The organism is Prevotella sp. LCP21S3_D2 (assembly GCF_052118345.1).
In the GTDB taxonomy this organism is placed as follows: domain Bacteria; phylum Bacteroidota; class Bacteroidia; order Bacteroidales; family Bacteroidaceae; genus Prevotella.
Genome location: NZ_JBQKHJ010000004.1, coordinates 50815 through 76902, shown reverse-complemented (window position 1 = coordinate 76902; position 26088 = coordinate 50815). Strand labels below are relative to the sequence as shown.

Genomic DNA, 26088 nt, shown 5'->3' with positions numbered 1-26088 from the left:
ATTTTTACTTTTTTATTTTTATTATTCTTATAGTTTTACCTTCCTTGAATTGCTTCCATTGGTAAAGCTGTTTAGTTTGGTATCTCTTTGCTATATCAAGAACCTCTTTGGCTTGTTTGTCAGTGAGGTCTCCTTGTTTTGCCATTTCTACTTCTGGCTCCAACCAAATCTTACAGAGTTCTTCTGTTCCTCGCTTACCTACATGAACATGAGCTCTGTTCTCATGGAAATTTGTGTTATAGAACAGAAAGTTCCAAATGATTTTGGCTGTTATGTATAGAAGAACTTTAGGCATAAATCCCCTCCTTCATGATTCTTTGTTTAAGCAAGCCATTCATCCTGTCTCTTACCCTAACCATATCGACCATGGCTCCAAACAACTTTTCCAAGTCGGTTTGTATCAAGTCTAATGTCAAGAAAGAAGGAGCCTTGCCTTCGTAACAAACGTCAACATCACTCTCGTCAATCTGTTCACCACGAGCTACTGAGCCAAAGATGCCAATCTTTGTCAATCCATATTTTGAAGTAGCGATACTCTTGTACGACTTCAAAAGGTTTAGTATTTCAGATGTTGTCTTCATTGTTATAATATTTATGTCCTTCATTTCACTCTTTTATACCCTTCGTAATAGTACGACAGCTCGATGCCCTTGAAGATGACTTCTCGGTTACGTGATTTCATCTTGTAAGACGCCTTATTACGGACCCACTGCTAAAATACAAACTTTTTTCTAAACTCTCGCATGAATGAGGAAAATATTTTCATTTATCATTCGTTTTAAGTAATAAGTCCATTTGGTGCGTATTATCCGATAAAAGGCAACCCGTGAGGGCTGCCTCTTACCATATAGCAAGGGCTGCCAGTACATCCTGGCAGCCCTAATACGTTAGTATGTTATGAAAAATTTGAGAGAATTGAAACTTCACAGTTTCATAATTGTTTTACTAAACATGATTTTTATATAGAGAAAGCATAGAAATAACTACTTCAATATCGTAGGAGTTGCATTGGTGGTGCTCACCTGGTCGATGCCCGTGCGCTGCATGGAATCAACGGCAGCAGAATCGCCCATGGCTACGGAAACACCCTTTCCGCTCTTTGTATATCCTACGTTTTCAATCTGATTATCGACATCGTTCTGGAAAGGAACCTGAGCAGCATTGCCCAAGGTCAGGACGATAGCTACTACGGCAGCAGCCTTGAAGAGCGGCTTCAGGCGCTCTGTCAATGAAACCACCTTCGCCTTGTTTGGCTCCTTGGTGTATTCATCCTCAATCATCGCCATCATCTTCTGGTCGAAGTCATCACCCAATGTCTCATGCTTAGCCTCGCCCATTTCGTAAGAGAAGAGGGCTTTATATGGCTTCAGCTCGGCAGGCAACTTGTCCTGGCTGAAGAATGCGCGGAGAATCTCCTCCTCTTCGAGAGAAGTCTCTGCCTTCCAATAGCGGTCCAAAAGTTGGTTGATGTACTTATAATCCATAACTGTCGAATTGTTGAAATCTTTGTTTAACTGTTTGTCGAGCCCTGTAGATATTCACCTTGACCTGGTCTTCGGTGATGCTGAGGATGTCTGCTATTTCCTTATAGGATTTTCCTTCGATGTCTCGAAGTTGCAGACAGCTACGCTGCTTCTCGGGCAGTTCATTAATGATGTTCCTTACGATGTCCAGCTTGTCTTTCTGAATCATGCGTTCGGAAGGAGTGGATGATGTCTCGTCGAGCCTTTCCGTGGTCTGCTCTTCCAGTGAATCGTTCTGATTATCCATCTTCTTGATGCGGTCGATCGAGAGGTTGCGGGCGATGGTGAGGCTGTAGGCCTCGATTGAGTCAAGCTCCTGCCATCTTTCGCGGGCATTCCAGACTTTAATCATCGTATCCTGCACAACGTCTTCCGCTTCCTCCCGGTTGAGAGTAATGCGAAGGGCCAGCCTGAAGAGTTTATTCTTCAGTGGCAAAACATCGTTTTGGAAACTGATTTTTTTCATCCCTCTATAATTAATGACGACTTACCAGTAAGAAAGTTACAGGCCAGTACTAAAAAAGTTATTATTTAACAATCTCTAACAAATTTGGCGTGGAAAGCTTTTGCCCTTACAGGGCGATAGCAGCCCACATTCCTAACCCCAGGGGGCTACCCTTGGCTAAGAGCTTTTGGGCCTTAGCCCGTACTTGAACCACATGTGAAAGAGTAAAAAAGAAGAGTGATGAATTTTTCACTCTTCGTTCTTCACTTTTCACTTAATAACAGTTCCGTGCTTCCCGTCGATGGCGGTAGCGAGGGTGATAATCACCTCTTTCACACCTGCGTCGATGGCTGCAAGGGCATTCTCCAGTTTCGGAATCATGCCGCCTGCCACGGTACCGTCTGCTTTGTATCTCTCAAAATCGGCATGGGTAATCACTGGAATCACGCTGTCGTCATCCTCAGGATTGCTGAGTACGCCTTTCTTTTCAAAACTGTATATCAATGTCACGTCGTAGTAAGGAGCCAGAGCCTTGGCTGTCTCGCTTGCGATGGTGTCGGCATTGGTATTGAGGATATTGCCCTTTCCGTCGTGGGTCAATGGAGCCATCACGGGGGTAATGCCTTCGTTAATCAGGGTCTGGAGCATCTTGCCGTTGGCACGCTCCACGTCGCCTACGAATCCGAAGTCAATGCCGTCCTTCAATGGGCGCTTATGACTGTGGATTACGTCCATATCAGCACCTGTCAGGCCGAGGGCATTCACGCCGTTAGCCTGAAGCTTGGCAACCAGGTTCTTGTTGACCAAACCGCCATAAACCATGGTTACCACCTCCAGCATATCTGCATCGGTGATGCGACGGCCGTTTACCATCTTGCTCTCAATGCCGAGGGCTGCGGCTACCTTGGTGGCACGGCGTCCACCGCCATGTACCAATACTTTCTTGCCGGGAATGGCTGCAAAATCCTTCAGGAGCCGTGCCAGCTGCTCGCTGTCTTCAACGATGGCACCGCCAACCTTTACTACTGTTACTTTTTCCATATTGTTACTTTGAACTTTGAACATTGAACTTTGAGCTTTGAACATTGAACTTTATGATTAGTAAAGCAATTGAATTCTTCACTCTTCACTCTTCGTTCTTCACTTACTGAAGATATGTGTATCCAAAGAGACCATTGCGATAGGTGCCCAGGAATTCCTTACCCTCATCGAGAGAAATCTTGCCTTCCTTCACACTCTTGGTTACCCACTGTTCCAACTGGCGGACGAGCTTCTTAGGATTGTACTGTACGTAATCCAAAACCTCCTCCACGGTCTCGCCATCGAATATCTGGTCGATGCAGTACTTGCCATCCTTTACAGAGATGTGGGCTGCATTGGTGTCGCCGAAGAGATTGTGCATATCGCCCAGAATCTCCTGGTAGGCACCTACGAGGAACACACCGAGATAGTATGGTTCGTTCTTCTTCAATGGATGAAGTGGGAGAACGTTGCCGATATGACCGTCGGTTACGAAGTTGGCTATCTTTCCGTCGCTGTCGCAGGTGATGTCCTGCAAGGTAGCGTTGCGGGTAGGGCGCTCGTCCAGGCGCTGGATAGGCATGATAGGGAAGAGCTGGTCGATGGCCCAACTGTCTGGCAGGCTCTGGAACAGTGAGAAGTTACAGAAATACTTGTCGGCAAGAATCTTATCCAATCCTCTGAGCTCCTCAGGCACGTGCTTCATGTGCTTGGCAAGACTGTTGATCTCGTGGCACACGCTCCAGTACATCGCCTCAATCTCGGCACGGGTCTTCAAGTCTACGATGCCGTGAGAGAAGAGCTGTAAAGCCTCGTCGCGAATCTGCTCAGCATCGTGCCAGTCCTCCAGCATGTTGCGTGGATTCAGGTTGTCCCATATCTCATAAAGGTCCTTCACCAGCTGGTGGTCAGTTTCCTTTGCCTCAAACTCCTCTGGCATTTCCGGCAGGGAAGCAGTCTCCAAGACATCAATCACCAATACGGAGTGGTGGGCAGAGAGCGAACGGCCACTCTCGGTGATGAGGTTAGGATGCTCGATATTGTTTTTGTTGGCTGCATCAACGAAGGTGTAGACACAGTCGTTTACATACTCCTGGATAGAATAGTTCACGGAGCTCTCGCTGCTGGAAGAGCGGGTGCCGTCGTAATCTACGCCAAGACCACCGCCACAATCAACGAAATCTACATCGTAGCCCATCTTGTGGAGATTGATGTAGAACTGTGCAGCCTCTCGGAGAGCCGTCTGGATGCGGCGGATCTTGGTAATCTGGCTTCCGATGTGGAAGTGGATGAGGCGCAGGCAGTCGTGGAATCCCATCTCCTCAATCTTGTTGAGGGCGGTGAGCAGTTCGGCGCTTGTCAAACCGAACTTCGATGCATCGCCACCGCTCTCAGCCCATTTTCCTGAGCCGGAAGAAGCGAGCTTGATACGGATGCCGATGTTTGGCTTCACGTTGAGCTTGCTTGCCACCTTGGCGATGATGTCGAGCTCATTGAGCTTTTCTACCACGATGAAGATGCGCTTACCCATCTTCTGTGCCAGCAAGGCAAGTTCGATGTAGCTCTCATCCTTGTAGCCGTTGCAGATGATGAGCGAATCGCTCTGAGCCTGTACGGCGATAACGGCGTGGAGTTCAGGCTTGGAGCCTGCTTCCAGACCGAGGTTGAATTTCTTGCCGTGAGAAATAATCTCCTCAACGACTGGTTGCATCTGGTTCACTTTAATAGGATAGATGACAAAGTTTTCTCCCTTGTATCCATACTCTTCCTTTGCCTTTTGAAAACAGCTGGCTGTCTTCTCGATGCGGTTGTCGAGGATGTCTGGGAAACGGAGCAGTACGGGAGCGTTGATGTCGCGTAATGCCAACTCGTCCATGATGTCGCGCAAATCAATCTGCGTGTTATCCTTGCATGGAGTTACATAGACATCACCCTTGTCGTTGATGCCAAAGTAAGAAGTGCCCCAGCCACCGATGTTGTAGAGCTCCTTCGAGTCTTCAATAGTCCATTTCTTCATTTCTGTTCTTGTCTTGCTAGAAATCTGTTTGTTTATTTATGATATTACCTTATTATTATAGCCACGATTATACGTTCAGCATTTTCCGTATCTGCTCAACCATCCCGTTGATTTTGTTGAAGTCGTCCATCACATTGATGTCTATGATGTGTTTTGCCTTGTTGTAGAATGGTTCACGTAGCTTCAGTTGCTCACGGATGAAGATTTCAACCTCTTCGGGTGTTTTATTGAGCAGGAGAGGTCTCACTCCCTTGCCCATCTTCAAGTGGGTATGGAGTGTCTCTGGTGATGCTTTCAGATAGATGGTTTCACCTAATTGATTCATGTAGTCCATGTTGTCAAAGAAACATGGTGTTCCTCCACCGCAGCTCACTACTACGTTTTCAAACTCAGCTACCTCGTGGAGCATGTTGCGTTCAATTTTGCGGAACCCTTCTTCGCCTATTTCATCGAAAATCTGCTTCACGGTTTTTCTCATTCTACTCTCGATATACCAGTCGAGATCATAGAACATTACGCCAAGTTCTTTAGCGAGGGCTTTCCCGACTGTAGTCTTGCCGGCACCCATATATCCAATAATGATGATTGACTTCATTTCTTCAGTTTATTTCTTGCCATCGCTCTTTTTGGGGCGATGGCAGATTCTCTTATTTCTTACGACCTCTGGTTTTTGGCTCAGGAGCTTCCTTGATGATGGTCATGCATTCATCATAGCTGAGCGCTTCAACGTTTTCCTGCTTTGCCTTAGGAATGCGATAGTTCTTTCCATCATAGGCAATGTATGGACCGTAACGGCCATTCAGGAGTTCCAGCTTGTCGTCTTCCTCGAAGGTCTTGATATGACGCTTTTCCTCGTTGGAGCGCTTTTCCTGGATGAGTTCGATAGCTCTTTCCAAAGTAATGGTCAGTGGATCATCTTCCTTAGGAATGGCTACATACTTGCGGTTGTGGAGCACGTATGGACCGAAACGGCCGGCACCGATGGTAACGGTAGTGCCTTCAAACTCACCAACTTCTCTTGGTAACTTAAAGAGCTCCAGCGCCTCGTCCAGCGTAATGGTCTCGATACTCTTGTCGGAAGGCAATTGGGCAAACAGAGGCTTGTCTTTATCGTCTGCACTTCCAATTTGTGCCACAGGACCGAAACGGCCTATCTTTACGTATACAGGACGTCCTGTCTTAGGATCCTTGCCCAGTTCGCGTTCGCCGGCTTTGTGCTCGCTGCGTGCATTCATGACTTCTTTCACTTCTGGCTCAAAACTCTTGTCGAAGTCTTTCATCCATTTGTTCCATTCAGTCTTTCCTGCAGCAATATCATCAAACTTCTGCTCTACGTTTGCTGTAAAGTTATAGTCCATGATGCTAGGGAAGTTGGCAATCAGGAAGTCATTTACCACGATGCCGATATCTGTAGGGAGGAGCTTGCCCTTCTCCGAACCAGCCATTTCCTTCTTGGTTTTCTGGGTAACCTTGATACCCTTCAGGGAATCTACAGTAAATGAACGTTCCACGCCCTGCTTGTCTCCCTTCACCACGTATTCACGCTGCTGGATGGTACTGATGGTTGGAGCATAGGTTGATGGACGGCCGATGCCTAAGTCTTCCAGTTTCTTGACGAGGCTGGCCTCTGTATATCTTGCAGGAGCCAGAGAGAATTTCTCTGTAGCAATAATCTCACGGCGCTGCAAAGCATCGCCTTCTTTCATGGCAGGCAGGAGATGAGTTGCATCTTCTGCATTTTCATCCTCATCAGTAGATTCACGATAAACCTTGAGGAAACCATCGAAAGAAACAACTTCGCCATTGGCAATGAACTTTTCGCTTGCATTGTCGATATTGATGGTAATTGTTGTCTTCTCAATCAAGGCATCAGCCATCTGTGAAGCGAGTGTGCGCTTCCAGATCAGTTCATAGAGACGTTTTTCCTGACTGGTTCCATCGATGCTTGTCTCGTTCATGTATGTAGGGCGGATAGCCTCGTGAGCCTCCTGTGCTCCCTTAGAGCTGGTATGATAGGTGCGTGGCTTACTGTAGTCGTTGCCGTAAACCTTTATGATCTCATCCTTGCTTGCATTGGTGCAGAGGGAAGAGAGGTTTACGCTATCGGTACGCATGTAGGTGATTCGTCCACTCTCGTATAGGCGCTGTGCTACCATCATGGTCTGGCTTACGGTGAAGCCGAGCTTGCGGGCAGCTTCCTGCTGCAAGGTTGAGGTGGTAAAAGGTGGCGCCGGTGTACGCTTCAGTGGCTTCTTGCTCACTGTTTCTACAGAGAAGTTGGCGTCCTTACACTTCTCCAGGAAGGCTTCTACTTCTTCATGGGTTTTGAAACGTTGGTCAAGTTCTGCCTTTACCTCTGTAGCACCACCATTCTCATTGATGAGAGCGAAGATGGCGTTGACACGGTAGTATGGTTCGCTCTTGAACTTCTGAATCTCACGCTCACGTTCTACTATCAGACGTACGGCAACGCTTTGTACACGGCCGGCAGAGAGTGCAGGCTTCACCTTTCTCCACAATACAGGCGAAAGCTTGAAACCTACCAGACGGTCGAGTACACGGCGAGCCTGCTGGGCATTCACCAGGTTCATGTCCAGATGTCGTGGGTGCTCAATAGCGTCCAAGATGGCAGGTTTGGTAATTTCATGGAAGACGATACGGCTTGTCTTCTCCTCATCCAATCCGAGAACTTCGCAAAGGTGCCAGCTGATGGCTTCTCCCTCGCGGTCCTCATCGGATGCTAACCAAATCTTCTTGGCTTGCTTCGCTGTAGCTTTTAATTCTGTGACGAGTTTTTTCTTCTCCTCTGGAATCTCATAACAAGGTTCCATGGACTTCTCGTCTATACTGAGTTCCTTCTTCTTCAGGTCACGGATATGACCGTAAGAAGACATTACTTTAAAGTCTTTACCTAAAAACTCTTCGATTTTCTTGGCCTTTGCAGGGCTCTCGACGATTACTAAATTTTCTTGCATACGCTTCTACACAATTTCTTTTGGTCTGCAAAAGTAAATAAACTTTTTGCTTATACCTTATTATATAGCGATTTTTTTAGTTTTTTAAATGTTTCGGGGCTTTTTTCATTATTTCGTCTTGTGTTTTTGCAAGAAATTTGATGACTCCTTGTCTTACGGAACCTAATCCGAACTCTTCGGGATGGATGGCTTTAAGAGGAATCCAATAGGACTCTTCGGCATCGTCCATTGCTTCAACGTGAGAGAGGTCTTTTACCTTGACAATGTAGAACATATCAAGGGTGTGGACCAGAAAGCCAGAGTAAAGGTAGAGGTTGGGGATGCTGAACTGATAGTTTACTTCTATGGCGTCAAGCCCAGTTTCCTCTTTTACTTCTCTTGCCACGCCTTCTTCTCCGGTTTCGTCCATGTCGACAAAACCACCAGGCAGGTCGAGGGTTCCCTTGGCAGGTTCGTTCTTTCTGCGAACTACCAGAAGCTCGTCTTTCTCGTTGAGGATGAAGGCTACTGTGGCGCTGCTAGGGTTGAGATAGTAGGAGAATCCGCAGTCTGTGCATTTCTTGCTCTTGATGTTGTTGATTTCGAAGTTCGGGGATCCGCAAACGGGGCAAAACTTGAATTTATCTAATACGTGACTCATAATGTATATATTAAAGAACGGTCGGTCTTTGGATTAATCCAAGATCGACCGTTATGTTGTTGATTACCAGTTGTCTGTACGGAAAGGAAAGAGCGGAAGTCCACCGGCATTGGCCATGTTGCCAAGCTGGAAATTGCGGAAGCAATAGCGCAAAGCCACAGGCTTCTTTACCTTTGGGCTGGTTACGACGATGCACTCGTTCCATCCGTCGTTGCCACCTTCCTGCCAGAAATGCTTGGCTGTGGCAGGGTGGAATACCTTGTCTTCGCCTGCAACCTCGAAGCCCTTGATGCCTTCAAAACGGTTGTAGGCTCCGTAGGTGTTGTCGAAGTGAACCTTCACGGTGTCGCCTACTATCTTCATCTCCTTGAAGGTCATGCTTTCGCTGAAGAGTCCCTTTACTCCGTAGGTCTTGCTGAGCGCCTGGAGGGCAAGACGCTCGCCTACAGGCTGTTTCTGGCATGGATGTATCTGCTCCACTTCGTATGGGTAAACCAGGTCTTCGGTGCACACGATGCCGCTGTTAGGAATCACCTTGGCTGCGTTAAACTGCTGCTCGCGGAGTCTTGGTCCCCAGTCACCATTGACATCGCCATTATGATATGGTGCTATCTGAACGAAGTAGAATGGTAACTCTCCTTGTTTGAAATCACGACGCCATTGGGCTACAAGATCAGCAAGGCGCTGGGTATATTGACCTGCCGGGTCGCCTACGTTAGAACAGCCTTGGTAGAAGAGAATCCCCTTTACGCTGTAGTTGAGGATAGGATGGAAGGTTCCGTTGCCCCAAAGAAGAGGGTAGAGGAAGTCCCACTTGAACTTAGGATTCTTCGTCATCTTGAGGGAGTCGAGATCTTCTTTCGTGTTCTTTTTCAGATAGTCACGGTCTAACCAGCTTTCTACACGGCTTCCGCCCTTGTTGGCCATGACCAGACCTACAGGCACATCGAGTGCCTTGTTTACTACCTGGGCAAAGAAATAGCCAGTGGCAGAAGCATCGCCTACCGTCTCTGAATTGATGGTCTTCCATTCGCAGTTGGCGTCATCAAGAGGTTTGCTGCTCATCACGCTAGGAATCTTTACGTAGTGAACGCCCTTGTACTGATTGGCTTCAAGTACCACCTTGTTGTATCCTTCAACAGGACAGTTGCCGAATCCTTTTACGGGCATCTCCATGTTACTCTGACCTGCACAAACCCAAACTTCGCCTGCAAGAACATTGTTGATGGTAGTCTTCTCTCCATCATCAAATGTAATGGAGAGCGGGGTGTAGCTTGCCTTGGGTGTCAAGACTTTGACTGCCCATTTGCCGTCTTTCCCAGTTTGGGTAGAATAAATTCTTGAAGACCATGAGGTGCTTACCTTTACTGTTGTGCCTGGCTTGTCCCAGCCCCAAAGGTTGGCTTCTGAATCTTGTTGGATAATCATGTTGTCACCTAAGATATGTGGCAACTTTACTTTAGCCAGTGCTCCTGTCGTGATAAGAGCCAAAGCTGCTAATGCTAAAAATTTCTTATTCATTTTTTAGTGTTTAAAGTTTATTGTTGTTTATAAATTGTCTTTATCTTATAGAGCGAAATCTATAGCTTGAAGTTTAAGTTTGGAAGCTGGAAAAACTTTTCTGACTTTCAAACTTAAACTTCTGATTACCTATATTTATAGGAGATTTTTGATGGCTGCGTCTAAATCCTTAATCTGGGCGTCGCGAGCCTGCAAGGTGTTGTTTCTGTCAATGAGGAAGAAGGTAGGGATGCTTTGTACATTATATAAAGTCAAGCTTTTCCCCTGAATACCATTCTCGTCGCGTACACTAATCCATGGAAGGGCTGCTGTAGATGTTTTCCAGAAGTGTTCGTCCGGGTCTACTGATACCTGATAGATTTCCAGTCCGGCAGCATGGTACTTGTTGTAGAGTTCGCGGAGCATCATGATACGCTTGGTACTTTCGCTACTTGCGAAGGCATGGAAATCGAGCAATACTACCTTGCCCTTGAGGTCAGAGAGGCGGCGTATCTGTCCCTGATTGTCCTGTAAGGCAAGTTCTATGCAGCCGTTAACCTGTACCTTGCTGGCGTCAATCTTTTGCTGAGCCATCTGGTTTTCTATGATGCGGATATCCTTCATTCCTTCGATGGCGATATTGTGCAGGTTCTTGCCACGCTCTGCGCCTGGGTAATAAGTGTCCCAGCTGGTAGCTACGGCGGCGAACACCTTCACGTCTTCCTTGTTGTTGCGCGGATTGAATATGAGGGAATTCGTATTGCCGAGCTGGATAGTCTGGAAGAGAGCATAGTAAGATGAAGCCTGCATAGGAGCCTTGAAGATATAGTTCCTCTTGATATCTTGCTTGTAATCGTTCAGCATGCGGGCCACGATGACATCTACTGAGTCAACACCGATATTCGGATTCTTAACGATGCCGTTGATGTTGCTCTGCAGCAACATCTGCTTGAGTGACAATTCCTTGATGGTATTGCAGTTCTCTGAACCTTCTACCTCATACTTGTAACTCATCTGCGGATAAGCTGCCTTTACTGTAACAGTCTCGGTAGAGTCGATGCTGAGGTTGATGGTCTGGTTGGCGATGCGGAGTCGGTAGAATTCTGGAGTGATAGAATCCATTGCGTTTTCCTGGAAGTTGAAAGTACCATCTTCGCCCAGTTTTACGGAGTCTATTTTTACAGGGCCGTTAAGACTGATATTCTCCAGATAGAGCATAGAGTCCTTAGCCTCGGTAATAATACCGTTGATATGAAATTTCTTGTTGTTACAAGAAATTAAAGCCAGGGCAGCGACCATAATCACTGCTGCTGAATAGAGTTTAGTTATCTTCATGAATTTATGATTTTGCAAAATTATCGACTGCAAAGGTAGTAATAAAATTGGTAATAATGCATCTTAGATAGATAAAATATTTAAAAAAGTTGAAAATAGTTGCTCATTTATTCGTTTATTAATTATTAAAGAGGTATCTTTGCACCGTTTTAGATATTTTAGATGTTAGACAAAACAATAAGTTTTTAATTTAGATGAACGTAATTACAAAAAGTGTTCAGTTGCCTGATGGAAGAACCATCACAATTGAGACCGGAAAAGTTGCAAAACAGGCTGATGGTGCTGCGGTTCTCCGCATGGGTAACACAGTGCTTCTCGCAACTGTTTGTGCAGCAAAGGATGCAGTTCCGGGTACAGATTTCATGCCTTTGCAAGTAGATTACCGTGAGCAGTACAGTGCTGCTGGTCGTTTCCCTGGTGGTTTCACCAAGCGCGAAGGCAAGGCTAGCGATGAGGAAATCCTTACCTCTCGCCTCGTGGACCGTGCTTTGCGTCCACTTTTCCCTTCTAACTACCATGCAGAAGTTTACGTACAGGTAATGTTGCTCTCAGCCGATGGTGTTGACCAGCCAGATGCCCCCGCAGGTTTCGCTGCTTCAGCTGCCATGGCTTGTTCAGATATTCCTTTCGAGCACTACATCTCTGAGGTTCGTGTAGCTCGTATCAATGGTGAGTATGTCGTTAACCCTACATTCCAGCAGATGGAAGAGGCTGACATGGATATCATGGTTGGTGCTACCAAGGATAACATCATGATGGTAGAAGGTGAGATGAAGGAAGTTGCTGAGCAGGATCTTATCGGTGCCCTCAAGGCTGCTGCCGAGGCTATCAAGCCTATGTGCGAGCTCCAGTATGAGTTGGCTAAGGAGAAGGGTACTGACGTGAAGCGTGAGTACGACCACGAGATCAACGACGAGGAACTCCGTGAGCAGATTAAGTCTGAGCTTTACAAGCCTGCTTATGATATCAACCACCAGGCTTTGGAGAAGCATGCCCGTCAGGATGCTTTCGACAAGGTTTTGGCTGACTTCCTTGAGAAGTATGACGCTGCTCATACCGATCTTTCTGAGGAAGACTTGGAGGAGAAGCACGCTGAGGCTACCCGTTACTATGATGACGTAATGCGCGATGCTATGCGCCGTTGCATCCTCGATGAGGGCTTGCGTCTTGATGGTCGTGCTACTACAGAAATCCGCCCTATCTGGTGCGAGGTTTCTCCACTCCCAATGCCTCACGGAAGCGCTATCTTCCAGCGTGGTGAGACCATGTCTCTCTCTACATGTACTCTTGGTACAAAGATGGACGAGAAGCTTATCGACGGTGTGCTCGAGAAGAGCTACCAGCGCTTCCTCCTTCACTATAACTTCCCTCCATTCTCTACAGGTGAGGCTAAGGCTCAGCGCGGCGTAGGCCGTCGTGAGATTGGTCACGGTCACTTGGCATGGCGTGGTTTGAAGGGTCAGATTCCTGCTGACTTCCCTTACACAGTACGTTTGGTAAGCCAGATTCTCGAGTCTAACGGTTCTTCTTCTATGGCTACTGTTTGTGCCGGTACTCTCGCCCTGATGGATGCAGGTGTTCCTATGATGAAGCCAGTTTCAGGTATTGCTATGGGTCTTATCAAGAACCCAGGTGAGGACAAGTACGCTATCCTCAGTGATATCCTTGGTGATGAGGACCACTTGGGTGACATGGACTTCAAGACCACTGGTACCCGCGATGGTTTGACCGCAACACAGATGGATATCAAGTGCGACGGTTTGAGCTTCGAGATTCTTGAGGAGGCTTTGATGCAGGCTAAGGCTGGTCGTGAGCACATCCTCAACTGCATGATGGAGACAATCTCTGAGCCACGTGCTGAGATGAAACCACAGGTTCCACGTATCGTAGCATTCGATATTCCTAAGGAGTTCATCGGTGCTGTTATCGGCCCTGGTGGTAAGATTATCCAGCAGATGCAGGAGGATACTGGTGCTACTATCACTATCGAGGAGACTGATGGCAAGGGTCACGTACAGGTATCTGCTCCTAACAAGGATTCTATCGATGCAGCTTTGGCTAAGATTAAGGCTATCGTAGCTGTTCCTGAGGTTGGTGAGGTTTACGAGGGTACTGTCCGTTCTATCATGCCTTACGGTTGCTTCGTAGAGATTCTCCCTGGTAAGGATGGTTTGCTCCACATCTCTGAGATTGATTGGAAGCGTCTTGAGACAGTTGAAGAGGCTGGCATCAAGGAAGGCGACAAGATCAAGGTGAAGTTGATGGAGATTGATCCTAAGACTGGCAAGTACAAGCTCTCTCACCGTGTGTTGATGGAGAAGCCAGAGGGTTATGTTGAGCGTGAGCGTCGTCCACGTCCTGAGCGCGGTGAGCGTCGTGGCGGCCGTCGTGATGAGCGCCATGGTGAGGGTCGCGGTGAGCGTCCTGCTCGTCAGCCACGTCGTTATGAGCATCATAACGAAGAGCAGGCTCCAAAGGATTTTAACGATTCTTTGGACCATAACAATGATGTAGAATAGTACATTATAAGTGAAATATGTTAGGGTGCATCTTTTCCGAAAGGAGGAGATGCATCTTTTTTATGTTTTGATGGGTGTGGAGTGGTCTGTTATAGTTGAATGGAAAAGTATATTGGGAAATAGATACAAAAAAAGTCATAAGATAAACTTATGACTCTTATTGCGCTTCAAGATGGGCTTGAACCAACGACCCCCTGATTAACAGTCAGGTGCTCTAACCAACTGAGCTATTGAAGCAATTTGCTATGAAAGAAGATGAGTTACGAGGCTAACCTGAAACTCTCTTGCGCTTCAAGATGGGCTTGAACCAACGACCCCCTGATTAACAGTCAGGTGCTCTAACCAACTGAGCTATTGAAGCGTTTTTTGCATCAAGAACATAACGTTCCTTATTTGCGTGTGCAAAAGTACTAACTTTTCTTCATTCAACCAAATTTTTCTCTAACTTTTTTTATTTTTTTCTTAAAAAAGTGCATTTTTGAGCAGTTTTCACTACTTTTTGTATCAAAGATGGCGGTTTTCAAGAAGAAATGAGTAATTTTGTAGGCGAATATATAATACAATAAAATAATGATGAAAAAACTATTGATTTCATTGCTTATGGTGCTCCTTGCAGCGCCAACTTTTGCACAAATAGATAAGAATCACGATTTTAAAGTGGCGAAGAACATGGATATATTCAATGCCATTTATAAGAATCTTGATTTGATGTACGTGGATACGCTCGATGCGGAAGAAGTGGTAGGCAATGGTGTCAAGGCGATGTTGGGAAGTCTTGATCCTTATACCACATACTATCCGGAATCGAAAGTCAATGAGTTGAAAAATATGCTCACCGGTAAATATGCGGGTGTGGGTGCTGTGATACGCTATAACTTTCAGTTACAGCGTGTCTGTATCAGCGAACCATATGAGAATATGCCGGCTGCTGAGGCAGGATTGAAGAAGGGGGATATTATCTTGAGTATCGATGATGAGAGTATGACCGACAAGGATGTGAGTTATGTGAGCGACCATCTTCGTGGTGACCCTGGTACGTCTTTCATATTGAAGGTAAAGCGACCAAGTACAGGCAAGATTCTCAAGGTAAAGGTTACTCGCCGTACCATCCAGATGCCGTTCATTCCTTATTACGGTATGTTGGAGGGTGGTATCGGTTATATCAACTTCAATTCCTTTACAGATAATTGCGCCAAGGATGTGCGTCGTGCCTTCATCGATTTGAAAAAGCAGGGGGCTAAGAGTCTTATTTTTGACCTTCGTACCAATGTAGGTGGTTCTGTAAGTGAGGCTGTGAATATTATCAATATGTTCTTGCCGAAGGGAAAGACTGTGTTGGAGATGAAGGGTAAGTTGCAGCGTTCCAATAATGTATATAAGACCAAGGTTGAACCTGTTGACTCTCTGATGCCAATGGTTGTGTTGGTAAGCAACAATACGGCGAGTGCCAGTGAAATCATGAGTGGTAGCTTACAGGACTATGATCGTGCAGTTATATTAGGTACGCGCACGTATGGAAAGGGATTGGTACAGTCAACCATGGATTTGCCATATAATGGTCAGATGAAGTTGACCACTGCTAAGTATTACATTCCTAGTGGCAGATGTGTGCAGGCGCTCAACTACAGGCATGCTAAGGGCGGTTATGTGGAGCACGTTCCAGATTCTCTTACCAAGGTTTTCTATACCGCCGGAGGCAGAAAGGTGCGTGACGGTGGTGGTGTTAAGCCTGATGTGGAAGTGAAGCCGGATTCGTTGCCTAATATTGCATTTTATCTGGCTGGTGCCCGTGATAGCAACGAGGTGATGCTCAATTATGAGGTAGATTATATTGCCAAGCATCCTACCATTGCACCAGCTAAAGACTTTGCTCTTACCGATGCTGATTATGATGAGTTTAAGGCTCGTGTACTAAAGGTAGATTTTAAGTACGACCGTGAGACGGAAAAGTATCTGAAGGATTTGGAGAAACTGGCTAAGTTTGAGGGCTATTACGATGATGCCAAGCCCGAGTTTGAAGCATTGAAGAAAAAGCTGAGTCACAATGTGGCAAAAGATCTGGATTACAACAAGACATATATCAAGCAGCTTTTGGAAAACGAGATAGTGGCAGCTTACTATTTCCAGGCAGGAGCCATACAGAATTCTTTACGTTACGATAAGCAGGTGAAGGCTGCTATGAAGTTGCTTCAATCACCTGAAGAATACGAAAAAATACTGCATCCAGTGAAAAAATAAGTATAAAAACCTGCACAATCAATTAAAAATGCGCAGGTTATGAATAAAAAACAGGAAAATCTTTGGAGAATTTCAAAAATATTCGTAATTTTGCAAACGTTCAGTGGAATGAGGGGCTCGAATGAGTTCCTCATTTTATTTTAATAAGGTATTTATGATTGATAAAAACGTCGTTAAAAAATTAGTTGAAGAATGGCTCCAAGATAAGGAATATTTCTTGGTTAGCGTTGAAATCAGTCCGGACAATCGAATCGTGGTAGAGATAGACCATGCTGATGGTGTGTGGATTGAGGATTGTGTTGCCCTCAGTAGATATATTGAGGAACGCTTGAGTCGTAATGAGGAAGATTATGAACTGGAAGTTGGTTCTGCTGGTCTTGGTCAACCATTCAAGGTTCCACAGCAGTATATCAACTTCGTTGGTAAGGAGGTAGAGGTGCTTGATGCTGATGGTGTCAAAGTAAAGGGCATCTTGAAAGCTGTGGACGGAAATGATTTCACAGTAGGCGTAGAGGAAAAGGTAAAGGTTGAGGGAAAAAAACGTCCTGTTAAGCAGGAGGTTGACCACGTTTATCAAATGGATAAAGTAAAGTATACAAAATATTTAATCAGTTTTAAATAAGCTATGGCTAAAAAAGATCAGGAAATTACAGCGAGTATGATTGATACATTCCGCGAGTTTAAAGAAACCAAGAATATCGACCGTACTACATTGGTAAGTGTGTTGGAGGAAAGTTTCCGCAACGTTCTTGCTAAGATTTTCGGTAGTGATGAGAATTTCGATGTTATCGTTAACCCTGACAAGGGCGATTTCGAGATCTATCGCAATCGTGTTGTTGTTGCTGACGGTGAAGTAGAGGACGAAAATAAGGAAATAACACTTACTGAGGCGCGCAAGATTGAGCCTGACTACGAGGTAGGTGAGGATGTAAGTGAGAAGGTTGATTTCAATAAGTTTGGTCGCCGTGCTATCTTGACTCTTCGCCAGACTTTGGCTTCTAAGATTCTTGAGTTGGAACACGATTCTCTTTTCAATAAGTACAAGGATCGTGTAGGACAGATCATTTCTGGTGAGGTTTACCAGGTTTGGAAGCGTGAGGTACTTATCGTAGACGATGAGAATAATGAACTTATCTTGCCTAAGACAGAGCAGATTCCTGGCGATATGTATCGTAAGGGCGAGACCGTTCGTGCAGTCATCGACCGCGTTGATAATGATAACAATAATCCTAAGATTATCTTGAGCCGTACAGCTCCTGCTTTCTTGCAGCGTTTGTTGGAGGCTGAAGTTCCTGAGATTGCAGAGGGCTTGATCGCTATCCGTCGTATTGCTCGCCTTCCTGGAGAACGCGCAAAGATTGCTGTTGAAAGCTTTGATGAGCGTATCGACCCAGTTGGAGCTTGTGTCGGTGTGAAGGGTAGTCGTGTTCACGGTATCGTACGTGAATTGAACAACGAGAATCTTGATGTTGTCAATTATACTGATAATGCCAAACTGTTCATTCAGCGTGCTTTGGCTCCTGCAGCCATTACTTCTGTAAACATCGATGATGAGAACAAAAAGGCTGAAGTGTTCTTGAAGCCTGATCAGGTGAGCAAGGCTATCGGTCGTGGCGGTATGAACATCAAGTTGGCTTCCATGCTGACAGAGTATACTATCGATGTATTCCGCGAAGTGGATGATAATGAAGCTGATGAGGATATCTACTTGGATGAATTCTCTGATGAGATTGACCAGTGGGTGATTGATGCCATCAAGGGCATTGGTCTCGATACAGCTAAGCAAGTACTCAATGCTCCACGCAACTTGTTGATTGAGAAGGCAGATTTGGAGGAAGAGACTGTCGACAATGTCATCAATGTATTGCGTACCGAATTCGAACAATAATTCCCTAGCTTGCTAGTGCTTGCTGGGAATCTAATTAAATTAAATAGGAGATAAATAAATATATATGAGCATCAGATTAAATAAAGCACTACGTGAATTAAATATAGGTCTTCAAACGGCAGTTGAATTCCTTGAAAATAAAAAAGAACTGGGAGAGGTGAAGGCTGAACCGAGCTTCAAAATCAGCGATGAGCAGTATCAGGCATTGAATGATGCCTTTAGCAAAGATAAGGAAGTTCGTGATCAGGCAGAGAAGCTCTTTACCAAAAAAACTAAGGATAAAAAACGTGCGCCAGAACAGAAGGACAATCGTTCCGAGAACGTATTGGAGTCGGGCAGACAGCAGTATAAGCCGCTGGGCAAGATCGACTTGGATAGTCTCGGTAAGAAATCTGCTGTTCAGTCTGTTGCTGATAAGCCAGAGGTGCATGAGCAAGAGACTGCTGCCGTCAGTCCTGCGCCTAATAAAGAGATAGTAAAGGCTGAAAATAAGGATGAGAAGAGACAACAGAATGTCTCTCAACATAAACAGAATATGAAACAGGAGAATCAGCAAAAAACACAACAGGCAAAATCGCATGAATCTAAGGGGCTGCAGAATGGCCACAATCAGCAGAAAGCTGCACATCACAAGGGAGACAACCAACCTTCTAAGGTAGATAACAAGACTCAGCAGGATCAGACTGCTGTAGCTTTAGGGGGCTCTAGTGTCTTTACTTTGAAAAGTGAGAAGAAAATGTCTTCTAACGAACCTAAGGTGTTAGGTAAGATTGACCTTTCTTCTTTGAATCAGAGCACTCGTCCTAAGAAGAAGTCTAAGGAGGAGCGCCGTAAGGAACGTGAGGAAAAATTGGCTCAGCAGCACAGCGAGCGTAAGAAGCGTGTTCGTATTAACAAAGAGCGTGTTGACATCAATGCCGAAGCAAAGAATAATAATGGCGATGGTGGTAATGGCCAGAATAGAGGTAATAATGGTGGCAACAAAAAGAACAGAAACAAGAACAGAAATAATAATAACAATAATAATAAGGGCAATAACAACAACCGCGGCAACCAGCGCCAGATAGAGGTGGACGACGAGGCTGTAGCACGCCAGGTTAAGGAGACTCTTGCCCGTTTGACCAGCAAGAGCCAGAACAAGAAGGGTGCTAAGTATCGTAAGGAGAAGCGTGAGGCTGTTCAGGAGAAGTTGCAGGATCAGGCTCGTCAGGAGCAGAAGGAAAGCAAGACCCTGAAGCTCACTGAGTTCGTTACCGTTAGCGAGTTGGCTACGATGATGGATATCAGCGTTACTCAGGTTATCTCTACCCTGATGGGTGTAGGTATCATGGTTTCTATCAACCAGCGTCTGGATGCTGAAACCATCAACATGGTGGCTGAGGAGTTCGGCTTCAAGACAGAATACGTAAGTGCAGAGGTTCAGGAAGCCGTGAGCGAGGAAGAGGATGATGAGAACGACTTGGTTCCTCGTGCTCCAATCGTAACCGTGATGGGTCACGTAGACCATGGTAAGACCTCTTTGCTCGACTATATCCGCAATACCAATGTGATTGCCGGTGAGGCGGGTGGTATTACCCAGCATATCGGTGCCTACAGTGTGACTCTGAACAGCGGTCGCAAGGTTACATTCCTTGATACTCCAGGTCACGAGGCGTTTACCGCCATGCGTGCCCGTGGTGCTCAGGCTACCGATATCGCCATCATCATCATCGCAGCCGATGACTCCGTGATGCCTACTACCAAGGAGGCTATCGCCCATGCTCAGGCTGCCGGTGTGCCAATGGTATTCGCTATCAACAAGATTGATAAGCCAGGGGCTAACCCAGACCGTATCCGTGAGGACTTGGCTAACATGAACCTGCTCGTTGAGGAGTGGGGTGGTAAGTATCAGTGCCAGGAAATCAGTGCCAAGAAGGGTATCGGTGTTCACGATTTGCTCGACAAGGTGCTCCTCGAGGCTGATATGCTCGACTTGAAGGCTAACCCTAACCGTCGTGCCACAGGTACCATCATTGAGTCTTCACTTGACAAGGGTCGTGGATATGTTTCTACCGTATTGGTTGCCAATGGTACCTTGAAGGTTGGTGATATTGTTCTCGCCGGTACTTCTTGGGGGCGTGTGAAGGCGATGTTCAATGAGCGTAATGCCAATATCAAGTCAGCGGCTCCTGCAGAGCCAGCTATCATCCTCGGTTTGAATGGTGCGCCTACAGCAGGTGACCAGTTCCACGTAATCGAGACAGAGCAGGAGGCTCGCGAAATCGCCAACAAGCGTGAGCAGTTGCAGCGTGAACAGGGCTTGCGTACTCAAAAGCGCTTGACCTTGGGTGATATCTCTCACCGTATCGCACGTGGTGAGTTCCACGAGTTGAACGTCATCGTAAAGGGTGATACCGATGGTTCTGTTGAGGCATTGAGCGACTCATTCATCAAGCTTTCTACCGAGAAGGTTCAGGTGAACGTTGTCAACAAGGCAGTAGGTCAGATTTCAGAGAACGACGTGATGCTGGCATCTGCTTCAGATGCAGTCATCGTTGGTTTCCAGGTTCGTCCATCTGCCGATGCTCGCAAGGCTGCCGACCGTGAGGGTGTTGAAATCAACACATACTCTATCATCTACGATGCTATCGACGATATCAAGAGCGTGATGGTAGGTATGCTCGACAAGGTGAAGAAGGAAATCGTTACCGGTCAGGTTGAGGTTAAGCAGACCTTCAAGATTTCCAAGGTGGGTACTATTGCCGGTGGTCTCGTTACCGAGGGTAAGGTACACGCTAAGGATAAGGCTCGCGTCATCCGTGACGGTATCGTAATCCGTACTGCAGAAATCGGTGCCTTGAAGCGTTACAAGGACGATGTCAAGGAGGTGGTTACCGGTATGGAGTGCGGTTTGAGCCTCGTCAACTACAACGATATCCAGGAAGGCGACGTTATCGAGACTTTCACTGAGATCGAGGTAGAGCAGAAACTTTAATAAAGTGAAGAGTGAAGAACGAAGAGTGAAGAATTCATTTGTCTTTTCGCTCTATCCTATATATAATAAGGTAGGGATGAGTCCTCAGTGGCTTATCCCTATTTAGGGTTAAAATAACGAAAGGTTATTCTAAATAAAATGGCAGAAATAGAGAAAGAACAGAATCAGGTTGTCAAGGATGTGATAGACCAGAAATACGAGTATGGTTTTACCACCGATGTACATACTGAAATCATAGAAAAGGGTCTCAACGAGGATGTTGTGCGCCTGATCTCGCAGAAGAAGGGAGAGCCAGACTGGATGCTCGAATTTCGTCTGAAAGCCTACAATTACTGGAAGACGCTCAAGGAGCCAAAGTGGGGACACGTTCACGTGCCACCTATTGACTACCAGGAGATTTCATACTATGCTGACCCTTTGGCAAAGAAGCCGAAGAACAAGGAGATTGATCCTGAGTTGGAGAAGACATTCGATAAACTCGGTATTCCTCTGGAGGAGCGTCTGGCTTTGAGTGGTACCGCCGTAGATGCCATCATGGACTCTGTGTCGGTAAAGACTACCTTCAAGGAGAAACTCCGTGAGAAAGGTGTCATCTTCTGCAGTATCGGTGAGGCTGTGAAGGAGCATCCTGATTTGGTAAGAGAGTATCTGGGAACCGTGGTTCCTTATCGTGATAACTTTTATGCAGCCTTGAACAGTTGCGTGTTCAGTGATGGCTCATTCGTTTATATTCCTAAGGGCGTCCGCTGTCCGATGGAGTTGAGCAGTTACTTCCGCATCAATGCCCGTAACACCGGTCAGTTTGAGCGTACATTGATTATCGCTGATGATGATGCTTACGTTTCTTACCTGGAGGGATGTACAGCGCCAATGCGTGATGAGAATCAGCTTCATGCGGCTATTGTCGAGATAATTGTCAAGGACAATGCTGAGGTGAAATACTCTACTGTTCAGAACTGGTATCCTGGTGATGAGCATGGTAAGGGTGGTGTGCTGAACCTGGTAACCAAGCGAGGCGACTTGCGTGGTGTGAACTCTAAGTTGAGCTGGACTCAGGTAGAGACGGGTTCTGCGATTACCTGGAAGTATCCTTCCTGCATCTTGCGTGGCGACAACTCTGTAGCTGAGTTCTACAGTGTGGCTGTTACCAACAACTATCAGGAGGCTGATACCGGTACCAAGATGATTCACATGGGTAAGAACACCAAGAGTACCATCATCTCTAAGGGTATTTCGGCAGGACATAGCCAGAATTCCTATCGTGGATTGGTTCGTGCCACATCCAATGCCGACAATGCACGCAACTATAGTTCCTGCGACTCTTTGTTGCTGGGCAGCGATTGTGGAGCGCATACCTTCCCATATATGGATGCCCATAACGACACAGCCGTGTTCGAGCATGAGGCAACTACCTCGAAGATTTCAGAAGACCAGCTCTTCTATTGTAATCAGCGAGGCATTCCTACCGAGGAGGCTGTCGGCTTAATCGTAAACGGTTATGCCAAGGACGTGCTCAACAAGTTGCCTATGGAGTTTGCCGTTGAGGCACAGAAACTCCTGAGTGTTTCACTCGAAGGAACCGTAGGATAGTTATCATAATTCTCGATGAAATCGATAAAAATTGACTAAAATTATGTTAGAGGTAAAGAATCTGCATGCTACTATTGCAGGCAAAGAAATATTGAAAGGTATCAACCTGACTATCAACGATGGTGAGATACATGCTATCATGGGACCTAATGGTTCCGGTAAGTCAACCTTGAGCGCTGTGCTCACAGGTAACCCTCTTTATACAGTAACAGAGGGCGAGGCTATCTTCAACGGCAAGAACCTTCTGGATATGAAGCCAGAGGACCGTGCCCGTGAAGGCTTGTTCCTCTCTTTCCAGTATCCAGTAGAAATTCCTGGCGTATCCATGACCAACTTCATGCGTGCGGCTATCAATGCCAAGCGTGTGTATCAGGGTTTGGAACCATTGAATACAAGCGAATTCATGAAGCTGATGCGTGAGAAGCGCGAGTTGGTGGAATTGGACAGCAAGTTGGCTCGCCGTTCTGTAAACGAAGGTTTCTCGGGTGGTGAGAAGAAGCGCAACGAGATTTTCCAGATGGCTATGCTGGAGCCAAAGCTCTCTATCCTCGATGAAACCGACTCAGGTCTCGATGTGGATGCGATGCGTATCGTGGCTGATGGTGTGAACAAGATGCATACCGACAAGACTTCTGCCATTGTCATCACTCACTACGATCGTCTGCTCGATATGATTAAGCCAAGTGTGGTTCACGTTCTCTATAAGGGTAGAATCGTGAAGACTGCCGGTCCTGAACTTGCCAAGGAGATTGAGGCTCGTGGCTACGACTGGATCAAGGCTGAAGTAGATGAGAAATAATAAGGAGGATGGCTATGCTTTCAGAAAAACAATATTTAGACTTGTATCAGTCTTCTTCGAGAATAATCAAGAAGAACAGTGCTGAGGTGCTCAATGCGGTGCGCGATGCTGCGTTTGAGGACTTCCGTCGTCTGGGCTTCCCTTCCCGAAAGGTAGAAAGATACAAGTACACAGATATGAGCGCCATCTTCGAGCCAGATTATGGCTTGAACTTGAACCGTCTGGAAATTCCGGTAGATCCATACGAAGCTTTCCGCTGCGATGTGCCTAATCTGAGCACTTCGCTCTACTTCGTGGTAAACGATGCTTTTTATAACAAAGCATTGCCTAAAGTAGAGCTTCCGGAGGGCGTAATCGTGGATTCTTTGAGCAAGATAGCTGCAGAAAGCCCTGAATTCATCGGGAAATACTACGCTAAGATTGCCAAAACCGACGAAGATGGCATCACCGCATTGAATACATTCCTGGCACAGGATGGCTTGCTGATTTATGTTCCAAAGAATGTAAAGGTAGAGCGAACTATTCAGGTCATCAATATTCTCCGTTCGGATGTTGATTTGATGGTAAACCGACGTGTACTCATCGTGATGGAACAGGGTGCTGAGGCTAAGTTCCTCTTCTGTGACCATGCAGCCGATGACAAGAACTTCCTCGCAACCCAGGTTATCGAGGCATTCGTAGGCGAGAATGCCAGTCTCGACCTCTATTGCCTGGAGGAGACTCATTACAAGAACCGCCGTGTCAGCAACGTGTATATTGAGCAGCAGGCTAACAGCCGTGTAAACCATAACGTCATCACCCTTCATAATGGTATCACCCGCAACCGACTCGACCTCGTGTTCAAGGGCGAGGGAGCCGAATGCTTCTGCAATGGTTGTGTGATTGCCGATAAGAACCAGGTGGTAGATAACAATACGCTCATTGATCATCAGGTGGGTCATTGTACCAGCAACGAACTTTATAAGTATGTGCTCGATGGTGAGGCACGTGGTGCTTTTGCCGGCAGAGTGCTGGTTCGTCATGGTGCCCAGAAGACCACTTCGCAGGAAACTAACCAGAACCTCTGTGCTACGAAGACAGCCCGCATGTTCACCCAGCCGATGCTGGAGATTTATGCCGACGATGTGAAGTGTGCACACGGTAGTACTGTAGGTCAGCTCAACGATGCCGCCCTGTTCTATATGCAGCAGCGTGGTGTGAGCCGTGAGGAGGCTAAGTTGCTCCTTCAGTTTGCATTTATCAACGAAGTCATCGACAAGATGGAGCTGGAGCCATTGCGCGATCGCCTGCATCATCTCGTAGAGAAGCGATTCCGTGGTGAACTCAATAAGTGCGAGGGTTGCAAGCTTTGCAAGTAGATAATATCCTTTTAAAGGAGCTAAGTTCTTAAAACTATGTATGATATCAATCAAGTAAGAGCAGATTTCCCGATTTTATCGAGAACGGTATATGATAAGCTATTGGTGTATTTGGATAATGCGGCAACTACACAGAAGCCATTGTGCGTACTCGATGCCATGCGCGACGAGTATCTCAATGTGAATGCCAATGTGCATCGTGGTGTGCACTATCTCTCTCAGCAGGCTACCGATCTTCATGAAGCAGCCCGTGAGACTGTGCGCAAGTTTATCAATGCGCCGAAGGTTGAGGAAATCATCTTCACCCGAGGTACTACAGAGAGTCTGAATCTTGTGGTTTCATCGTTCTGCGATGCATTTATGAGCGAGGGCGACGAGGTGATTATCTCTACCATGGAGCATCATTCCAATATCGTGCCTTGGCAGTTGCAGGCTGCCAAGAAGGGAATCGCCATCCGTGTGATTCCTATCAATGATAAAGGTGAGATTAACCTCGATGAATTCGCCAATTTATTTACCGAACGCACCAAAATCGTGAGCATAGCCCAAGTGAGCAACGTGCTCGGTACGGTGAATCCGGTAAAAAAGATGATTAAGATTGCCCATGAGCACGGTGTGCCTGTGATGGTGGATGGCGCTCAGAGTACTCCTCACTTTGCTGTGGATGTGCAGGACATGGATTGCGATTTCTTCGCTTTCAGCGGTCATAAAATCTATGGTCCTACCGGTATCGGTGTGCTTTATGGCAAGGAAGAATGGCTCGACAAGTTGCCTCCTTATCAGGGAGGTGGTGAAATGATAGAGAGCGTAAGTTTCGAGAAGACTACTTTCGAGAAGTTGCCATTCAAGTTTGAGGCTGGTACTCCTGATTATGTAGCTACCCATGGTCTGGCAAAGGCCATCGATTATGTCTCTGCACTCGGCATGGATAACATTGCCAAGCATGAGCAGGAATTGACCCGTTACTGCATGGAGCAGATGCGAACTATCGATGGAATCAGACTTTTTGGTGAGCAGGAGGGCAAAGATGCCGTTGTCAGCTTCTTGGTTGGTGATATTCATCACATGGACATGGGAACATTGCTCGATCGTCTGGGCATTGCTGTCCGTACCGGTCATCATTGTGCTCAGCCTTTGATGGACCGTTATGGCATTCTGGGAACTGTTCGTGCCAGCTTTGCCTTGTACAATACCAAGGAGGAGGTTGATGCGCTTGTAGCAGGCGTAAAACGCGTTTCTCAGATGTTCTAAAAGCTTTTATATATAA

20 protein-coding genes and 2 tRNA genes are annotated in these 26088 nt (G+C 46.3%); 9 read left to right on the top strand and 13 right to left on the bottom strand.

Going from position 1 to position 26088, the window contains the following annotated elements; all coding sequences use genetic code 11:
* Positions 1-4: 4 nt before the first annotated feature.
* From ACTQ16_RS04615 to ACTQ16_RS04565, 11 genes are all read right to left on the bottom strand, one after another.
* Positions 5-295 carry a DUF4160 domain-containing protein gene (locus ACTQ16_RS04615; RefSeq protein WP_441936326.1) on the bottom strand — a complete coding sequence of 97 codons (291 nt, stop codon included), beginning with the start codon at positions 293-295 and terminating at the stop codon, positions 5-7.
* Positions 288-581 (bottom strand): nucleotidyltransferase domain-containing protein, encoded by a 294-nt coding sequence (locus tag ACTQ16_RS04610; RefSeq protein ID WP_294967818.1) that lies wholly within the window; start codon positions 579-581, stop codon positions 288-290. The genes ACTQ16_RS04615 and ACTQ16_RS04610 overlap by 8 nt, the downstream gene beginning before the upstream one ends.
* A gap of 402 nt (positions 582-983) precedes the next feature.
* Positions 984-1484, bottom strand: a complete 501-nt coding sequence (locus tag ACTQ16_RS04605; protein WP_441936324.1) for a pyruvate ferredoxin oxidoreductase — start codon at positions 1482-1484, stop codon at positions 984-986.
* The gene (locus ACTQ16_RS04600; RefSeq protein WP_294967820.1) at positions 1474-1989 is read right to left on the bottom strand and encodes an RNA polymerase sigma factor; all 516 of its coding nucleotides are present in this window, start codon (positions 1987-1989) and stop codon (positions 1474-1476) included. The genes ACTQ16_RS04605 and ACTQ16_RS04600 overlap by 11 nt, the downstream gene beginning before the upstream one ends.
* 249 nt (positions 1990-2238) lie before the next feature.
* A complete protein-coding gene (argB, locus tag ACTQ16_RS04595; protein WP_153122264.1) occupies positions 2239-3009 on the bottom strand; it encodes an acetylglutamate kinase in 771 nt (256 codons plus the stop codon).
* Positions 3010-3112: 103 nt separating this feature from the next.
* Entirely contained in the window at positions 3113-5005 is a 1893-nt protein-coding gene (gene speA / locus ACTQ16_RS04590) for a biosynthetic arginine decarboxylase (protein ID WP_294967823.1), read from the bottom strand.
* 67 nt (positions 5006-5072) lie between these two features.
* Positions 5073-5600: a shikimate kinase gene (locus tag ACTQ16_RS04585; protein WP_441936322.1), complete on the bottom strand. Its 528-nt coding sequence runs from the start codon at positions 5598-5600 to the stop codon at positions 5073-5075.
* 52 nt (positions 5601-5652) lie between these two features.
* Positions 5653-7980: a type I DNA topoisomerase gene (topA, locus tag ACTQ16_RS04580; RefSeq protein ID WP_293631521.1), complete on the bottom strand. Its 2328-nt coding sequence runs from the start codon at positions 7978-7980 to the stop codon at positions 5653-5655.
* A 76-nt stretch (positions 7981-8056) separates the two neighbouring features.
* Positions 8057-8620, bottom strand: a complete 564-nt coding sequence (locus tag ACTQ16_RS04575; protein ID WP_441936320.1) for an NUDIX domain-containing protein — start codon at positions 8618-8620, stop codon at positions 8057-8059.
* 63 nt (positions 8621-8683) lie between these two features.
* The gene (locus ACTQ16_RS04570; protein WP_441936318.1) at positions 8684-10141 is read right to left on the bottom strand and encodes a sialate O-acetylesterase; all 1458 of its coding nucleotides are present in this window, start codon (positions 10139-10141) and stop codon (positions 8684-8686) included.
* A 135-nt stretch (positions 10142-10276) separates the two neighbouring features.
* On the bottom strand, positions 10277-11455 hold the full coding sequence (locus tag ACTQ16_RS04565; RefSeq protein WP_441936316.1) for a thioredoxin-like domain-containing protein: 1179 nt from the start codon (positions 11453-11455) through the stop codon (positions 10277-10279).
* A 194-nt stretch (positions 11456-11649) separates the two neighbouring features.
* Here ACTQ16_RS04565 and pnp point away from each other — a divergent pair, with 194 nt between their 5' ends.
* Positions 11650-13974, top strand: coding sequence for a polyribonucleotide nucleotidyltransferase (gene pnp, locus ACTQ16_RS04560; protein WP_441936314.1), 2325 nt, complete (start codon positions 11650-11652; stop codon positions 13972-13974).
* A gap of 163 nt (positions 13975-14137) precedes the next feature.
* Here the strand turns inward: pnp and ACTQ16_RS04555 are convergent.
* Both ACTQ16_RS04555 and ACTQ16_RS04550 read right to left on the bottom strand, forming a co-directional pair.
* Positions 14138-14211, bottom strand: a tRNA-Asn gene (locus ACTQ16_RS04555).
* Between the two features lie 50 nt (positions 14212-14261).
* Positions 14262-14335: transfer RNA gene (locus tag ACTQ16_RS04550), tRNA-Asn, on the bottom strand.
* Positions 14336-14547: 212 nt separating this feature from the next.
* On the opposite strand from ACTQ16_RS04550, the gene ACTQ16_RS04545 reads away from it, so the two are divergent.
* From ACTQ16_RS04545 to ACTQ16_RS04510, 8 genes are all read left to right on the top strand, one after another.
* Positions 14548-16212 (top strand): S41 family peptidase, encoded by a 1665-nt coding sequence (locus ACTQ16_RS04545; RefSeq protein ID WP_441936421.1) that lies wholly within the window; start codon positions 14548-14550, stop codon positions 16210-16212.
* A gap of 154 nt (positions 16213-16366) precedes the next feature.
* Positions 16367-16834 carry a ribosome assembly cofactor RimP gene (gene rimP, locus ACTQ16_RS04540; RefSeq protein ID WP_294968781.1) on the top strand — a complete coding sequence of 156 codons (468 nt, stop codon included), beginning with the start codon at positions 16367-16369 and terminating at the stop codon, positions 16832-16834.
* A 3-nt stretch (positions 16835-16837) separates the two neighbouring features.
* Positions 16838-18100, top strand: coding sequence for a transcription termination factor NusA (gene nusA, locus ACTQ16_RS04535; protein ID WP_153122273.1), 1263 nt, complete (start codon positions 16838-16840; stop codon positions 18098-18100).
* 64 nt (positions 18101-18164) lie between these two features.
* On the top strand, positions 18165-21074 hold the full coding sequence (infB, locus tag ACTQ16_RS04530; RefSeq protein WP_441936312.1) for a translation initiation factor IF-2: 2910 nt from the start codon (positions 18165-18167) through the stop codon (positions 21072-21074).
* Positions 21075-21212: 138 nt separating this feature from the next.
* Positions 21213-22664 (top strand): Fe-S cluster assembly protein SufB, encoded by a 1452-nt coding sequence (gene sufB / locus ACTQ16_RS04525; protein ID WP_022120773.1) that lies wholly within the window; start codon positions 21213-21215, stop codon positions 22662-22664.
* Between the two features lie 43 nt (positions 22665-22707).
* Positions 22708-23463 carry a Fe-S cluster assembly ATPase SufC gene (gene sufC / locus ACTQ16_RS04520; RefSeq protein ID WP_441936310.1) on the top strand — a complete coding sequence of 252 codons (756 nt, stop codon included), beginning with the start codon at positions 22708-22710 and terminating at the stop codon, positions 23461-23463.
* A 14-nt stretch (positions 23464-23477) separates the two neighbouring features.
* Positions 23478-24821: a Fe-S cluster assembly protein SufD gene (gene sufD, locus ACTQ16_RS04515; protein ID WP_441936308.1), complete on the top strand. Its 1344-nt coding sequence runs from the start codon at positions 23478-23480 to the stop codon at positions 24819-24821.
* A 36-nt stretch (positions 24822-24857) separates the two neighbouring features.
* On the top strand, positions 24858-26072 hold the full coding sequence (locus ACTQ16_RS04510) for a cysteine desulfurase (RefSeq protein WP_294968790.1): 1215 nt from the start codon (positions 24858-24860) through the stop codon (positions 26070-26072).
* Positions 26073-26088: the final 16 nt, after the last annotated feature.